The 15939-nt window shown below is 71.0% G+C and carries 10 protein-coding genes; 6 read left to right on the top strand and 4 right to left on the bottom strand.

Annotated elements, in window-relative coordinates:
* Nucleotides 1-102: 102 nt before the first annotated feature.
* Nucleotides 103-1596 carry a GTPase HflX gene (gene hflX / locus PUR26_RS04055; protein ID WP_329869278.1) on the top strand — a complete coding sequence of 498 codons (1494 nt, stop codon included), beginning with the start codon at nt 103-105 and terminating at the stop codon, nt 1594-1596.
* Between the two features lie 92 nt (nt 1597-1688).
* Here hflX and PUR26_RS04050 read toward each other — a convergent pair whose 3' ends face one another.
* Both PUR26_RS04050 and PUR26_RS04045 read right to left on the bottom strand, forming a co-directional pair.
* Nucleotides 1689-2858: a trypsin-like serine peptidase gene (locus PUR26_RS04050; RefSeq protein ID WP_329869276.1), complete on the bottom strand. Its 1170-nt coding sequence runs from the start codon at nt 2856-2858 to the stop codon at nt 1689-1691.
* Between the two features lie 405 nt (nt 2859-3263).
* The gene (locus PUR26_RS04045; protein WP_329869274.1) at nt 3264-4439 is read right to left on the bottom strand and encodes a trypsin-like serine peptidase; all 1176 of its coding nucleotides are present in this window, start codon (nt 4437-4439) and stop codon (nt 3264-3266) included.
* 736 nt (nt 4440-5175) lie between these two features.
* On the opposite strand from PUR26_RS04045, the gene PUR26_RS04040 reads away from it, so the two are divergent.
* From PUR26_RS04040 to PUR26_RS04030, 3 genes are all read left to right on the top strand, one after another.
* Nucleotides 5176-5979, top strand: a complete 804-nt coding sequence (locus PUR26_RS04040; RefSeq protein WP_329869272.1) for a GNAT family N-acetyltransferase — start codon at nt 5176-5178, stop codon at nt 5977-5979.
* A gap of 61 nt (nt 5980-6040) precedes the next feature.
* Nucleotides 6041-7912: an IucA/IucC family protein gene (locus tag PUR26_RS04035; RefSeq protein ID WP_443076962.1), complete on the top strand. Its 1872-nt coding sequence runs from the start codon at nt 6041-6043 to the stop codon at nt 7910-7912.
* A gap of 37 nt (nt 7913-7949) precedes the next feature.
* Complete coding sequence (locus PUR26_RS04030; RefSeq protein ID WP_329869270.1) at nt 7950-9917, top strand: ATP-dependent DNA helicase; 1968 nt, start codon at nt 7950-7952, stop codon at nt 9915-9917.
* A gap of 189 nt (nt 9918-10106) precedes the next feature.
* Here PUR26_RS04030 and lexA read toward each other — a convergent pair whose 3' ends face one another.
* Nucleotides 10107-10892, bottom strand: coding sequence for a transcriptional repressor LexA (lexA, locus tag PUR26_RS04025; protein WP_329869268.1), 786 nt, complete (start codon nt 10890-10892; stop codon nt 10107-10109).
* A 722-nt stretch (nt 10893-11614) separates the two neighbouring features.
* Between lexA and nrdR the strand changes: the two genes are divergently transcribed.
* On the top strand, nt 11615-12127 hold the full coding sequence (nrdR, locus tag PUR26_RS04020; RefSeq protein WP_329869265.1) for a transcriptional regulator NrdR: 513 nt from the start codon (nt 11615-11617) through the stop codon (nt 12125-12127).
* Nucleotides 12128-12270: 143 nt separating this feature from the next.
* The gene (locus tag PUR26_RS04015) at nt 12271-15174 is read left to right on the top strand and encodes a vitamin B12-dependent ribonucleotide reductase (protein ID WP_329869264.1); all 2904 of its coding nucleotides are present in this window, start codon (nt 12271-12273) and stop codon (nt 15172-15174) included.
* 143 nt (nt 15175-15317) lie between these two features.
* Here the strand turns inward: PUR26_RS04015 and PUR26_RS04010 are convergent, their stop codons facing one another.
* Nucleotides 15318-15848 carry a TerD family protein gene (locus PUR26_RS04010; protein WP_329869263.1) on the bottom strand — a complete coding sequence of 177 codons (531 nt, stop codon included), beginning with the start codon at nt 15846-15848 and terminating at the stop codon, nt 15318-15320.
* Nucleotides 15849-15939 lie beyond the last annotated feature (91 nt).

Raw genomic sequence — 15939 nt, 5'->3', positions numbered from 1 at the left:
CGGCCCGGAAGGATGCGGGCCCCGTCTCCCGGGAATGATCCGGGGGAGTCACGCGTTGTGACTGATGAATCGGAAAACACTTCCCATCGACGTAAGGATCCAATGACCTCCTCTTCATCCCCTTCCCAGGACGAGCAGAGCTTCGCGGAGAAGACCCGCACCGAGAGCCTTCGGGCCGATGCCCTGATGGAAGAGGACGTCGCCTGGAGCCACGAGATCGACGGAGACCGGGACGGCGACCAGTTCGACCGCTCCGAGCGAGCCGCGCTGCGACGCGTGGCCGGCCTTTCCACCGAGCTCGAGGACGTCACCGAGGTCGAGTACCGGCAGCTGCGCCTGGAGCGCGTGGTGCTGGTCGGCGTATGGACCTCGGGGACGGTGCAGGACGCGGAGAACTCCCTCGCGGAGCTGGCGGCCCTCGCCGAGACGGCGGGCGCCCTGGTCCTCGACGGCGTGATCCAGCGCCGCGACAAGCCGGACCCGGCCACGTACATCGGCTCGGGCAAGGCCAACGAACTGCGTGACATCGTGCTCGAAACCGGGGCCGACACCGTCGTCTGCGACGGTGAGCTCAGCCCCGGCCAGCTGATCCACCTCGAAGACGTCGTCAAGGTGAAGGTGGTCGACAGGACCGCCCTGATCCTCGACATCTTCGCCCAGCACGCCAAGTCCCGGGAGGGCAAGGCGCAGGTCGCGCTGGCGCAGATGCAGTACATGCTGCCGCGCCTGCGAGGCTGGGGTCAGTCGCTGTCCCGGCAGATGGGTGGCGGCGGCGGTGGCGGCATGGCCACCCGTGGTCCCGGTGAGACCAAGATCGAGACGGACCGGCGACGGATCCGCGAGAAGATGGCGAAGATGCGCCGGGAGATCGCGGAGATGAAGACGGGCCGTGACATCAAGCGGCAGGAGCGGCGCCGCAACAAGGTGCCGTCGGTGGCGATCGCCGGATACACCAACGCCGGCAAGTCGTCCCTTCTCAACCGGCTGACAGGTGCGGGCGTCCTCGTGGAGAACGCGCTGTTCGCCACCCTCGACCCGACCGTTCGCCGGGCCGAGACCCCCAGTGGCCGTCTCTACACCCTGGCCGACACCGTCGGTTTCGTACGGCACCTGCCGCACCACCTCGTCGAGGCGTTCCGCTCCACGATGGAGGAGGTCGGCGACTCCGACCTCATCCTGCACGTGGTCGACGGCTCGCACCCGGCGCCCGAGGAGCAGCTGGCCGCCGTGCGTGAGGTGATCCGCGACGTCGGCGCGGTGGACGTGCCGGAGATCGTGGTCGTCAACAAGGCCGACGCGGCCGACCCGCTCGTGCTGCAGCGGCTGCTGCGTGTCGAGCGGCACTCGATCGCGGTGTCCGCCCGGACCGGCATGGGCATCGAGGAGCTGCTCGCGCTGATCGACGCCGAGCTGCCGAGGCCGCGGATCGAGATCGAGGCGCTCGTGCCCTACACCGAGGGCGGGCTCGTCTCGCGCGTGCACGCCGAGGGCGAGGTGCTCTCCGAGGAACACACCCCGGAAGGCACACTGCTCAAGGCGCGGGTGCACGAGGAGCTGGCCGCGTTCCTCTCCCCGTACGTGCCCGCGGCGCACTGACCCGAGCCGTGGCGGCCGTACGCGCCGCGGCAACGCCCGGAGGCCCGCACCCCCGTCGGGGTGCGGGCCTCCGGGCTGTCACACGGGCGTGTCTACCGGCCCGCGAACTTGTCGCTCATCATCGTGTAGATGCTCTGCGCGCCCCGGTCCAGCCGCGGACCCGCCAGCCAGCCCGAGGTGACCGGGCCGATGGAGGTGTTGGACACCAGCGCCAGCTTGCCGTCCGGCTGCTCGCTGAACCAGCCGCCGCCGGAGGAACCACCGGTCATCGTGCAGCCGATCCGCCACATCGCGGGCGTGCCGGAGCTGATCGACAGCCGTCCCGGCCGGTCGACGCACTTGTGCATCAGCGCACCGTCGTAGGGCGGGGCGGCCGGGTAGCCCCAGGCACCCATCGCGGGGATGTCCCCGGCCTCCGGAGCGGCGAAGTCGATGTCGAGGGCGACACCGACCGTCTCCTCCAGGGACTTGGTGCCGTTCTCCGGCTTCACGTGCATCACCGCGTAGTCGTACGGAGCGCCCTCGCCGCCGGTCGGGCCGCCCTGGGAGATCCATTCGTTCGAGGTGGCGACCCAGTCGGCCCAGTACACGCCGTACGGGGCGATCTCCTGAGGCGCGGCGTTCTCCAGCTGCGCCGGGGACTTGCCCAGGTCGTTGTAGGCGGGGACGAAGGCGATGTTGCGGTACCAGCCGCCCGCCCCGCCGGCGTGCACGCAGTGACCGGCGGTCCACACCAGGTTGGACCTGCCCGGGTTCTTCGGGTCCTTCACGACGGTGGCCGAGCAGACCATCGACCCCTGGGGGGAGTCGAAGAAGACCTTGCCGACGGGGGCGGCGTTGAGGTGGTAAGGCTTCTTCTCCGGTTCGGCCCGCACCGGGCGGGGCTCGGGGTCGGTGACGCCCTGGTCGCCGGAGACGGCGCCGGCGGCCATCGTCTTCTGCGGGGACTCGGCGGAGCGCATCCGGTCGGGCTTCCACAGCCCCTCGATCACCGGATTGACGAAGTCCTTGGCCTCACGCAGCCACGTGTCCCTGTCCCAGTTCTTCCACTCGCCGTTCTTCCACTTCTCCGGGTCGACGCCCTGTTCCTTGAGCTTGTCGGCCAGGTCCCCGGGAAGCCCGGCGCTGTTCCCGTCCGCGGCGGAACCGGTGGCGGACGGCTTGTCGAGCCCCTGGTCCCCGGTGGGACCACAGGCGGTGGCCGTCAGCGCGAGGGCCGCGGCCAGGCCGGTGACGGCCAGCAGTGGACGTATGGATCGCATGCGAACGATTCCCCCTGAAGTGCTTCTGACTGTGCGTGCGCGGTAGGGGCGCGCACGCGGACCACCCGGCACGGCCGGTGGTCACGGACTCCATGAATGCCATGAACACGTCATGCAGCGGTGCGGTCTTCCGGGACCACACGCGTGACGAGGCGCCCCCACTCTATGACGGGCGGGCGGGGGTCCGCCGTCCGCCCGGCCCACCTGCACGGACTCTCCACGCGACCGCGAGTCCGAGAGGAAGCACGAGGGCGGTCACGCGGACGGGCGCGATGTGAGCGCGGGGCACGAAGCACGGAAGGGGGCGGGGGTCCGGACGCGTCGTCCCGGCCCACCGCCCCCCCGCCGCGCGGCCCACCGGCCCCGCCCGCCGGCGGGAACCCGCCGATCGGCCGCCGGCGGAACCTACTTGTCGGCGAACTTCTTGCTGACCTCGTCGTAGACGCCCTTGGCCTCCGTGCCCAGCCTCGGTCCGGCGAGCCAGCCGGCCGTCACCGGGCCGATCGAGGTGTTGGACACGAGGGCCGGCTTGCCGTCGCTGCCCTTGGCGACCCAGCCGCCGCCGGACGAACCGCCGGTCATGCTGCAGCCGATACGGTGCATGGTCGGCTGGTCCGCCTCGATGGAGAGACGGCCCGGCTTGTCCGCGCACCGGAACATCTTCTCGCCGTCGTACGGCGGCGCGGCCGGGTAGCCGGTCGCCTCCACGCTGGCGATCCTGGGCGTGGCGGGGGCGTCGAAGTCCACCGGCAGCGCCGAACCGACCGTCTCCTCCAGCGACTTCCCGCTGCCGCCCTTCTCCGGGGTCACATGGATGACCGCGAAGTCGTACGCGGCGCCCTGGCCGCCGGTCGCGCCGCCTTCGGAGATCCACTGCTCCGAGGTCTGTGCCCAGTCGCCCCACCACACGCCGTAGGGAGCGACCTCTTCACGGGTGGCCTGGCCGAGTTCGGCGTTCGACTTGCCGCTGTTGTTGTACGAGGGCACGAACGCGATGTTGCGGTACCAGCCGCCGTCCTTGCCGGCGTGCACGCAGTGCCCCGCCGTCCACACCAGGTTGGACTTGCCGGGGTTCGCCGGGTCCTTGACGACGGTGGCGGAGCAGACCATCGAGCCCTTCGGACCGTCGAACAGGACCTTGCCCGCCTCGGGAACCGCGGAGTGGTACGGGGCCTTCACCGCCTCCGCCTCGACCCGAGCGGGCGTCGGGTCCGTGACGCCCTCGTCACCGGAGATGTCCTCCTCCTCGACCGGCCGGTCGGGCTGCTCCGCCTCCCTCATGCGGTCCGGGTCCCACAGGTCCTCGATGATCGGGTTGACGTAGTCCTTGGCCTCACGCAGCCACTTGTCCTTGTCCCAGTTCTTCCACTCGCCGTTCCTCCACTTGTCCGGATCGATCCCGTGCTCCTTGAGCCGGTCCTTCAGATCGTCCGGGATGGTGATCTTGCCGTCGGAGGACTGGCCGGCGGACGCCGTGGGCCGACCGGCCGCGTTGTCCTCGCTCGGACCGCAGGCGGTCGCCGTCAACGCGAGCGCCGCGGCGATGGAGGCCGCGGCGAGCAGCGGGCGAATGGGTCGCATGTCGTGATCCCCCTGGGACTTCTCGATCAAGTAACTCTGTGTCGGGCACCGTCGGACCGGTACGCCGGACTTCGCGTCCGTGCGCCGGATTGCGCACGTCCGGCGACGGGCGCCGTCATGCCGCCCCCACTATGCCGGTGACGTGGGGGACGGCCTGCGGCAGGGCGGCGGTTCCCCGCGCGCAAGGATCTTCGCCGTGACCGTGATCTCCGGGAGATGCCGTCGTTGGTACGTACCGGGGACACAAGGTCGGCGTCCGGTGCCCCCGCACGGCGGACGAACCGCCCGCCCATGTGCGACGCGACCGTGACAGCGGGGGAGGACCTGATGACGTGGCAGTGACCGTACCGGCCCCGGCGGCACCGGCCGCCGCGCACGCCGGAATCCCGCGCCGGCCGTCCCTCCAGGACGCCGTGGTCCGTTCCCCGGCCGCTCACTCGCCCGCTCCCCGCCCACCGTTGCGGCACGCCCGCGGGCCGGCGGTCGAGGGGCCGGCGGGCGCCGCCGACCGCAGCGCCACTCCGGCGGGGTGCCTCGCCCCCGGGCACGACCGTTCGGTGGTCCTCCGGGTGACCCGACAGGTCGTCGGCCGGCATCGGCTCGCCCTCACCCGAAGGCGCGCCGCAGTGAACTCCGCCCCCACCACCGAAGCAGCCGACGCCGGGCTCCCCCTGAGACATTCCCCGAGGCAGCCCGTACCCCCTGAGACATCGCCCCTCTGAGAGGAGAGCGCCGCGTGCCTCCCCCCATCGACGCCCACGCGTCCTCCGGGCCGGGCCCGGAGGACACCCTGGATCTCGAACTGCCCGACGAGCTCATCGCCTTGTTCGGAGCCGACGAGCCGGTCACGGGGGCCGGCCGGCGGACCGGCGGCGCTCGTGACGACGGTGCCGCCGGCGACGGCCCCCAGGGCACCCGCGAGCCCGCCCTTCGCGAAGCCGCGGGGAACGGTCGCCGTCACGGCCACGGCGATCTGCTGGACTCCCTGGCCGACTGGGGCCCGGTCACCACGCCCGCCGGTGTCCTCCAGCTCGTTCCGGTACGCGTCGAACGCGACCTGGCGCTGATCAGCCGGTGGATGAACGACCCGGCGGTCGCCGCCTTCTGGGATCTCGCCGGTCCCGAAGCCGTCACCGCCGCCCACCTGAACGCCCGGCTCGACGGCGACGGACGCAGCGTGCCGTGCCTGGGAGTGCTCGCGGGCGTCCCCATGAGCTACTTCGAGCTCTACCGCGCCGACCTCGACCCGCTGGCCCGCCACTATCCCGCCCGCCCGCACGACACGGGTGTCCGCATCCTCATCGGCAACGTCGCGGACCGGGGGCGGGGCCTGGGCGGAACCCTGCTGCGAGCCGTCGCCGACCTCGTACTCGACAACCGGCCCCGCTGCGCACGCGTCATCAGCGAACCGGGCCTGCGCAACACGCCGTCCGTCGCGGCCTGCCTGACCGCGGGCTTCCGCTTCACCGCCGAACTCGACCTGCCCGAGGGACGAGCCGCCCTCATGATGCGCGACCGAGCCCTGCGGCTGCTGCTGTGAACGACGTCCGGCCGGGCATGCGCAGCTCCGACCCGCATCGGTTCCACCTTGAGGAGGCCCCGTGCCGACGACTCCCGCCCACCGCGAGCCCGCCCGGCCGCCCGCCCGGCCATCCGTCACGTCCGCGGAGCCGCCCCCCGGGCCCGCGGCGCCGTCCGCCCCGGCGGCCCCCTTCAGCCCGCCGGAGCTGAATCCGCAGGCGTGGGAGAGGGCCTCGGGCCGGCTGCTCGTGAAGATGATCAGCGAGTTCGCCTACGAGGAGATCATCGAGCCGGTCCGCGTCGACGGTCCGGCCGAGGGGCGCGCCGCGTACACCCTGCGGCTCGACGACGGCGCCCCGCTCGCCTTCACCGCCCGCCGGACGGCGTACGGCAGCTGGCGCGTCGCACCCGGCTCGGTGGTCCGCGACGGCCACCCCTTCACCGACCCGCTGGGCTTCCTCGTCCGGGCCCGCCGGCTCCTCGGGCTCGACGGCGCCACCCTCGGCCACCTCGTCCGCGAACTGACCGCCACCCTGGCCGCCGACGCCCGGCTCGACCACGAGGCGCCGAGCGCCGCCCGCCTCGCCGACCTGGACTACGCCGAGCTCGAAGGCCACCAGACCGGCCATCCGTGGATCATCCCCAACAAGGGACGCGTCGGCTTCTCCGCCACCGACGCGGCCCGCTGGTCACCCGAGGCCCGCAGGCCCGCCCGGCTTCCGTGGATCGCGGTCGGCACCGACCTCGCCGCCTATCGCGGCGTCCCCGGCCTCGACACCCCCGAGCAGCTCTACGCGCATGAACTCGACCCCGCCGTGCGCGAGACCTTCTCCGCGGAGCTGCGCGCCCGCGGCCTGGACCCCGCCGGATACCTCTTCCTGCCGGTCCACCCCTGGCAGTGGGACGAGATCGTCCTGCCGCTCCACGCCCCCGCCGTCGCCCGGGGCGCGATCATCCCCCTTCCCGCCGACGGCGACCTGCGGCTGCCGCAGCAGTCCATCCGGACCTTCCTCAACACCAGCCGCCCCGACCGGCACACCGTCAAGCTGCCGCTGTCCGTGCTCAACACCCTGGTCTGGCGAGGGCTGCCGACCGAGCGCACCCTGGCCGCCCCGGCCGTCACCTCCTGGGTCCACGGCCTGCGCGACGCCGACCCCCACCTGCGCGACGAATGGGGCGTCGTCCTCCTCGGCGAGGTCGCCTCCGTCACCGTCGAGCACCCGCTCTACGACCACCTGGCCGAGGTCCCGTACCAGTACCGGGAACTGCTCGGCGCGATCTGGCGCGAACCGCTGCGGCTGCCGCCCGGCGAACGGGCCCGCACCCTCGCGTCCCTCCTGCACACCGACCCCGGCGGCCGGGCGTTCACCGCCGAGCTCGTGGACCGCTCGGGACTGGCCCCCGACGTCTGGCTCCAGCGGCTCTTCGCCGCCCTGCTGCCGCCGCTGCTGCACTTCCTCTACCGCTACGGCACCGTGTTCTCCCCGCACGGCGAGAACGCCATCGTCGTCTACGACGAACAGGACGTCCCCGTAAGGCTCGCGATCAAGGACTTCGTCGACGATGTCAACGTCAGCGCGCGCCCACTGCCCGAGCACGACACGATGCCGCCCGACGTACGGGCCGTCCTGCTCACCGAGGAACCCGGCTTCCTCCCCCAGTTCATCCACTCCGGACTCTTCGTCGGCGTCTTCCGCTACCTCGCCCCGCTCTGCGAGGAACAACTGGGCGTCCCCGAGGAACACTTCTGGTCACTCGTCCGGGCGGAGATCCTGCGGTACCAGGCGCGCTTTCCCGAGCTCAAGGACCGCTTCGGGATGTTCGACCTGCTCACCCCGCGGATCGCCCGGCTCTGCCTCAACCGCAACCGTCTGCACCTGGACGGCTACCGGGACCGGCCCGGGCGCCCGCACGCCGCCGTCCACGGCACGGTCCCCAATCCGCTCGCGTGAGCCGATTGTCGGTGGAGCCCCGTAGGGTGGTTGGGCTATGACGAAGCCATCCCTCCCCGAGCTCCTCCACGCCGCCGTCACCGCCGTCGGCGGCGTGGAACGGCCAGGCCAGACCACCATGGCCGAGGCCGTGGCCGAGGCCATCGACGACGGTTCGCACCTCCTGGTCCAGGCGGGCACCGGCACCGGTAAGTCCCTCGGCTATCTCGTGCCGGCGCTGGCCCACGGAGAGCGGGTCGTGGTGGCCACGGCCACCCTGGCCCTCCAGCGGCAGCTGGTCGAGCGCGACCTGCCGAGGACGGTCGACGCGCTGCACCCGCAGCTGCGCCGCCGGCCGGAGTTCGCGATGCTCAAGGGGCGCTCGAACTACCTGTGCCTCCACCGCCTCCACGAGGGTGTCCCGCAGGACGAGGAGGACGGCCTCTTCGACCAGTTCGAGGCCGCCGCGCCCACCAGCAAGCTGGGCCAGGACCTGCTGCGCATGCGGGACTGGGCCGACGAGACCGAGACGGGGGACCGGGACGACCTGACCCCGGGGGTCTCCGACCGGGCCTGGAGCCAGATCTCCGTCTCGTCCCGTGAGTGCCTGGGCGCCACGAAGTGCGCGTACGGCGCGGAGTGCTTCGCCGAGGCGGCCCGGGAGCGCGCCAAACTCGCCGATGTCGTCGTCACCAACCACGCCCTGCTCGCCATCGACGCGATCGAGGGCGCCCCCGTGCTCCCGGAGCACGAGGTGCTGATCGTGGACGAGGCCCATGAGCTGGTCTCGCGGGTGACCGGCGTCGCGACCGGCGAGCTCACCCCCGGCCAGGTCAACCGGGCCGTGCGCCGGGCGGCCAAGCTGGTCAACGAGAAGGTGGCCGATCAGCTCCAGACGGCGGCCGAGGGTTTCGAGCGGCTGATGGAGCTCGCGCTGCCCGGCCGTCTGGAGGAGATCCCGGAGGACCTGGGGTACGCCCTGATGGCGCTGCGCGATGCCGCCCGCGCGGTGATCTCCGCCATGGGATCCACCCGGGACAAGTCCGTCCAGGACGAGGACGCCGTCCGCAAGCAGGCGCTTGCCGCCGTGGAGACCGTCCACGGCGTGGCGGAGCGCATCGCCAACGGCTCGGAGTACGACGTGGTCTGGTACGAGCGCCACGACCGCTTCGGCGCGTCCCTGAGGGTCGCGCCGCTCTCCGTCTCCGGGCTGCTGCGGGAGAAGCTCTTCGCCGAACGCTCCGTCGTCCTCACCTCGGCGACGCTCAAGCTCGGCGGTGACTTCAACGGGGTCGGCGCCTCACTGGGGCTCGCCCCGGAGGGTACCGGCGGCGATGACGTGCCCAGCTGGAAGGGCATCGACGTCGGCTCGCCGTTCGACTACCCCAAGCAGGGGATCCTCTACGTGGCCAGGCATCTGGCGACCCCGGGGCGCGAGGGCAGCCGCGACGACATGATGGACGAGCTCGGCGAGCTGGTCGAGGCGGCCGGCGGGCGTACGCTCGGCCTGTTCTCCTCCATGCGGGCCGCCCAGGCCGCGGCCGAGGAGCTGCGCGGGCGGCTGGACAAGCCGATTTTGCTCCAGGGCGAGGACACCCTCGGCGAGCTGATCAAGACGTTCGCGGGTGATCCCGAGACATGCCTGTTCGGCACGCTGTCCCTGTGGCAGGGCGTCGATGTGCCGGGACCGAACTGCCAGCTGGTGGTGATGGACCGCATTCCGTTCCCGCGTCCGGACGATCCGCTGATGAGCGCCCGGCAGAAGGCGGTCGAGGAGGCGGGCGGCAACGGCTTCATGGCCGTCGCGGCGACGCACGCCGCTCTGCTGATGGCCCAGGGCGCGGGACGCCTGGTGCGCGCCACGGGGGACCGGGGCGTGGTCGCCGTACTGGACCCCCGTCTGGCGAACGCCCGGTACGGCAGTTATCTGCGGGCTTCACTGCCCGACTTCTGGTACACCACGGACCGTAACCAGGTGCGTCGCTCGCTCGCCGCGATCGACGCGGCGGCGAAGGCGAGCGGCTGACGATCGCGCTGTACGGGCCGGGCGGCCGGGCGCGCCGTGCCGGGTGCCCGGCCCCCGGTACGCGGCCGCTGGGGCGTGCTTCGGGACCGGAAGCACCGGGCGGGGGGCGCCGGGTGCGGGTGAGGGCAGCAGTAGGCCCCGGGACCGGCGCAGTGGGTCCCGGGGCCGGTCGGAGCCGACAGGCGTGCGTCACACCCGTCGCAGTACCGCCACCACCTTGCCGAGGATGGTCGCCTCGTCGCCAGGGATCGGCTGGTAGGCCGCGTTGTGCGGCAGCAGCCAGACGTGGCCGTCCTCCCGCTTGAAGCGCTTGACCGTGGCCTCGCCGTCCAGCATCGCGGCCACGATGTCGCCGTTCTCCGCGACGGGCTGGCGACGCACGGTCACCCAGTCGCCGTCGCAGATGGCGGCCTCGATCATCGAGTCGCCGACGACCTTGAGCACGAACAGTTCCCCGTCACCGACGAGCTGGCGGGGCAGGGGGAAGACGTCCTCGACGGACTCCTCCGCGAGGATGGGGCCACCGGCCGCGATGCGGCCGACCAGGGGGACGTAGGACGCGGCGGGCTTGCCGGTGGTGTCCGTCGGCTGGGTGCTGGGCTGGTCCGAGCCGCGGACCTCGTACGCCCGGGGGCGGTGCGGGTCCCTGCGCAGGAACCCCTTGCGCTCCAGGGCCATCAGCTGATGAGCGACCGACGAGGTGCTGGAGAGGCCCACCGCCTGCCCGATCTCCCGCATCGACGGCGGGTATCCTCGCCGCTGGACGGAGTCACGGATGACCTCGATGACCCGCCGCTGCCGGTCGGTGAGCCCGGAGCTGTCGGCCCGGATGCCTGGAGGTCGTCCGGGCAGCGAGCGCGCGGGCTTGGGGCCCTCCGCGGTCGTGGTTGCTTCATTCATGGCATGCACCGGCTCGAATCGGCCCTGGGAGCGGTCCTGGGCTGTGATGGTGGCACTGTCTGCGGTGGTGGTCACGTCGGCCCCTCTCGAATGTTCTCCCTGGCTGGTCAACGGTAGTTGCTTTCGAAAGGTTGCGCCAAACACACGTTCGAGTGAAAAAACGCAGAATGACTTACGTGTGCGTGTGACTACGTGTATGTGCGACCTCGACGGCCGGTAGCAATTCGGGCTATTACGGTAACCTTCCCCGTCGGAACCCGGTGAGGCGGGGGTGCGGATCCCCAGTCTGTCATCCGGTGGCTCGGGGGTCCGTGGGCCGAGTCCTTCCCGTAGGCTCCTCCCCGGTTCGCGCCGCCCGGACGCCCGCTCGGGAGCGGGCGCGCCGTCGGTGCGCGTCCGCGTGTCGCCGCGCCGGTGGCCCGCTTCGGTTCGCTCGCGCGGTCGCGGGGGCCCGAATGCGGGGCCCGTGAAAAGCCCCCGAAGGGGGCCCGTCCCGCCCTGTGCGGGTGCTGTGCCGGTGCTCTGCGGGGCGGTCCCGAACCGGGCCCGCGGCCTGTCCCGGTGCGCCCGGGGCCCGCTTGGGTCCGGCTTCGTCGCCGCTTCGCCGTGCGACACGCGTTATGGGGGCAATGGGCGGTCAGACCCCAGATCTAGTGGTTGGATTGGCCCAGCCACCCAGAAGTTGTGGTCCTGGTCCGAAGGGGCTCTGGCCATCGCATATGCTTGGGGCTGCTTCGGAGGGCCTCGCCGGCCCTGGTGAGGCTATTCAGTCGTGCCGTGTAAGGAGGGTTGGGATCATGCACTGCCCCTTCTGCAGGCACCCCGACAGCCGTGTCGTCGACAGTCGTACGACCGATGACGGCACGTCGATCCGTCGGCGCCGCCAGTGCCCCGACTGCTCCCGCCGTTTCACCACGGTGGAGACCTGTTCCCTGATGGTCGTGAAGCGGAGCGGTGTGACCGAGCCCTTCAGTCGCACCAAGGTCATCAACGGCGTGCGCAAGGCATGCCAGGGGCGGCCCGTCACCGAGGACGCCCTGGCGCAGCTCGGTCAGCGGGTCGAGGAGGCCGTGCGTGCCACGGGCAGTGCGGAACTGACCACCCACGATGTCGGCCTGGCCATACTGGGCCCGCTGCAGGAGCTCGACCTCGTCGCGTACCTGCGCTTCGCGTCCGTGTACCGGGCGTTCGACTCACTCGAAGACTTCGAGGCCGCCATCGCGCAGCTGCGCGAGCAGCGGCCTCCCGCTCAGCAGCGCGGGCCCGCTGCGACCCCCGAGGTCCCGGTGCCCGCGGGTGCCGCCGACTGATCGACCGGTCCGGCGATCGGCCGCGTGGCCGCATTTGACCTGTCATGGGGGCCATGAGTGGTGCCCATGACAAAAGACAGAAGACCGTGCCTTGGGAAGATCTGGGCACTTCAGGGTGTTTTTGCCCGTATATGGGAGGCGGCATGACAGAGACGACGAGCGGCTCAGCACGAGGGTCCCGCGCCAAGGGGTCCAAGGCGGCAGCTGCTGCCCCGCAGGGTCTGCGCATCGAGCGCATCCACACGACGCCCGGCGTGCACCCGTACGACGAGGTGGTCTGGGAGCGCCGTGACGTCGTCATGACCAACTGGCGCGACGGCTCGATCAACTTTGAGCAGCGTGGCGTCGAGTTCCCCGACTTCTGGTCGGTGAACGCGGTCAACATCGTCACCAGCAAGTACTTCCGGGGCGCCGTGGGCACCCCGCAGCGCGAGACCGGCCTCAAGCAGTTGATCGACCGGATCGTGAAGACGTACCGCAAGGCCGGTGAGGACTACAACTACTTCTCCTCGCCCGCCGACGCGGAGATCTTCGAGCACGAACTGGCGTACGCCCTCCTCCACCAGATCTTCAGCTTCAACTCCCCGGTCTGGTTCAACGTCGGCACGCCGCAGCCCCAGCAGGTCTCCGCCTGCTTCATCCTGGCCGTCGACGACTCCATGGAGTCGATCCTCGACTGGTACAAGGAAGAGGGCATGATCTTCAAGGGCGGCTCCGGCGCCGGCCTGAACCTCTCCCGTATCCGCTCCTCCAAGGAGCTCCTCTCCTCCGGCGGCAACGCCTCCGGCCCGGTCTCCTTCATGCGTGGCGCCGACGCCTCCGCAGGAACGATCAAGTCCGGTGGCGCCACCCGCCGCGCGGCCAAGATGGTCATCCTCGACGTCGACCACCCCGACATCGAGGACTTCATCGAGACCAAGGTCAAGGAGGAGGAGAAGATCCGCGCCCTGCGCGACGCGGGCTTCGACATGGACCTGGGCGGCGACGACATCACGTCCGTCCAGTACCAGAACGCGAACAACTCGGTCCGGGTGAACGACGAGTTCATGAAGGCCGTGGAGTCCGGCGGCAAGTTCGGTCTGCGGGCCCGGATGACCGGTGAGGTCATCGAGGAGGTCGAGGCCAAGTCGCTGTTCCGCAAGATGGCGGAGGCCGCCTGGGCCTGTGCCGACCCGGGCATCCAGTACGACGACACGATCAACCGCTGGCACACCTGCCCCGAGTCCGGCCGGATCAACGGCTCGAACCCGTGCAGCGAGTACATGCACCTGGACAACACCTCGTGCAACCTCGCCTCGCTGAACCTGATGAAGTTCCTCAAGGACGACGGCAAGGGCAACCAGTCCTTCGACGCCGAGCGCTTCTCCAAGGTCGTCGAGCTCGTCATCACCGCGATGGACATCTCCATCTGCTTCGCGGACTTCCCGACCCAGAAGATCGGCGAGAACACCCGCGCCTTCCGTCAGCTGGGCATCGGCTACGCCAACCTCGGCGCCCTGCTCATGGCGACCGGCCACGCCTACGACTCCGACGGCGGCCGCGCGCTGGCCGGCGCCATCACCTCGCTGATGACGGGTACGTCGTACAAGCGCTCGGCCGAGCTGGCCGCCGTCGTCGGCCCGTACGACGGTTACGCCCGCAACGCCGAGCCGCACAAGCGCGTCATGAAGCAGCACGCCGACGCCAACGCCGTGGCCGTCCACATGGACGACCTCGACTCGCCGATCTGGGCCGCCGCCACGGAGGCCTGGCAGGACGTCATCCGCCTCGGCGAGAAGAACGGCTTCCGCAACGCCCAGGCGTCGGTCATCGCGCCGACCGGCACCATCGGTCTCGCGATGTCCTGCGACACCACCGGCCTCGAGCCCGACCTCGCCCTGGTCAAGTTCAAGAAGCTGGTCGGCGGCGGCTCGATGCAGATCGTCAACGGCACCGTCCCGCAGGCCCTGCGCCGCCTGGGCTACCAGGAGGAGCAGGTCGAGGCGATCGTCGCCCACATCGCCGAGCACGGCAATGTGATCGACGCCCCCGGCCTGAAGACCGAGCACTACGAGGTCTTCGACTGCGCGATGGGCGAGCGTTCCATCTCCGCGATGGGTCACGTCCGCATGATGGCGGCCATCCAGCCGTGGATCTCCGGCGCGCTCTCCAAGACGGTGAACCTCCCCGAGACCGCCACGGTCGAGGACGTCGAGGAGGTCTACTTCGAGGCGTGGAAGATGGGCGTCAAGGCGCTCGCGATCTACCGCGACAACTGCAAGGTCGGCCAGCCGCTCTCCGCCAAGAAGAAGGAGGCGGAGAAGGCCGAGGTCACCGCGAAGGCCGAGGAGACCATCCGCACGGCGGTCGAGAAGGTCGTCGAGTACCGCCCGGTCCGCAAGCGCCTCCCGAAGGGCCGCCCGGGGATCACCACCTCCTTCACGGTCGGTGGCGCCGAGGGGTACATGACCGCCAACTCCTACCCGGACGACGGTCTCGGCGAGGTCTTCCTGAAGATGTCCAAGCAGGGGTCGACGCTCGCGGGCATGATGGACGCCTTCTCCATCGCCGTCTCGGTCGGTCTGCAGTACGGCGTCCCGCTGGAGACGTACGTCTCGAAGTTCACGAACATGCGCTTCGAGCCGGCCGGCATGACGGACGACCCGGACGTACGGATGGCGCAGTCGATCGTCGACTACATCTTCCGCCGCCTGGCGCTGGACTTCCTGCCCTTCGAGACCCGTTCGGCGCTCGGCATCCACTCGGCCGAGGAGCGTCAGCGCCACCTGGAGACCGGCTCGTACGAGCAGGCCATCGAGGACGACGAGATCGACGTCGAGGCCCTGGCCCAGTCCGCGCCGCGCCAGCAGGAGGTGCAGGCCGTCGCCGCCGCCCCGGCAGCGGAGGCCCCGGCCCCGAAGCAGGCCCACACCTCGGCGGAGCTCGTCGAGATGCAGCTGGGCATCAGCGCGGACGCGCCGCTGTGCTTCTCCTGCGGTACGAAGATGCAGCGGGCCGGTTCCTGCTACATCTGCGAGGGCTGCGGCTCGACCAGCGGTTGCAGCTGAGTCCGGGCGTGACAGCCTCGTCCGCCCGGCGATCGCCGAGCTGACGGGCAGTCCCTGACGAAAGGGGCGCCGGCCTTGTGCCGGCGCCCCTTTCGCGTCGCTGTCAGCCGGCCGGAGGGCTTCGCGGGCCGGTCGCGCGCCGGTCAGGCGGCCGGGGCGCCCATCACGGTGGCGAACGCCTGGGGATCCGCGTCGAAGCCCCGGACCGCGCGCCGGCACTCCCACCCGCCCAGTCCGTCACGGGTGAACTCCACGATCGTCGCGGCGGTCGAGTCGCGCAGACCGGCGAAGTCGTGGCTCTGCAGGTCCGTGTAGCCCTCCCGCACCAGGACACTGGCGTTGGAGATCTCGCCGAACGTCCGCCGACCGGAGCTCTGTTGTATGGCCACGCCCACGACCACGCGTCCGTACGCCGGGGAGAGCCGGTTCAGCTCCAGCGTCATCGCCTCGTCGACACCGAAGCCCAGGCCGCTGCGGCTGTCCCTGCTGAGGGTGATGGTGCCGTCGGGCGAACGGCTCCCGAAGTGCACCAGGTAGACCGGAGCGCCGTGGGGGTCGTCCGCCGGGTACACCGCGGCGATGATGTCGAGGTCGTGATCGGGGACGCCCGCGGGGCTCGGGTCCCACTTGAGCGACACCTCGACCTTTCCGACCCCCTTGTTGAGACTGCTCACCGAATTCCCCTCTCTCGTGCGGATCACCCGTACGGTTCTCCCCGTACGAACCCCGTGTGCGAACCCCGGTACGGGAAGGCAACTTCCCCCG

Origin of the sequence: Streptomyces sp. SP18CS02 (assembly GCF_036322365.1) — a bacterium.
In the GTDB taxonomy this organism is placed as follows: Bacteria; Actinomycetota; Actinomycetes; order Streptomycetales; family Streptomycetaceae; genus Streptomyces.
This window is presented reverse-complemented; position numbering and strand designations above follow the sequence as displayed.

Bases quoted from the DNA above. Each gene is read 5' to 3' on its own strand.
- hflX (WP_329869278.1), top strand. From the start codon at position 103: ATGACCTCCTCTTCATCCCCTTCCCAGGACGAGCAGAGCTTCGCGGAG.
- PUR26_RS04045 (WP_329869274.1), bottom strand. From the start codon at position 4,439: ATGCGACCCATTCGCCCGCTGCTCGCCGCGGCCTCCATCGCCGCGGCG.
- PUR26_RS04050 (WP_329869276.1), bottom strand. From the start codon at position 2,858: ATGCGATCCATACGTCCACTGCTGGCCGTCACCGGCCTGGCCGCGGCC.
- PUR26_RS04030 (WP_329869270.1), top strand. From the start codon at position 7,950: ATGACGAAGCCATCCCTCCCCGAGCTCCTCCACGCCGCCGTCACCGCC.
- PUR26_RS04015 (WP_329869264.1), top strand. From the start codon at position 12,271: ATGACAGAGACGACGAGCGGCTCAGCACGAGGGTCCCGCGCCAAGGGG.
- nrdR (WP_329869265.1), top strand. From the start codon at position 11,615: ATGCACTGCCCCTTCTGCAGGCACCCCGACAGCCGTGTCGTCGACAGT.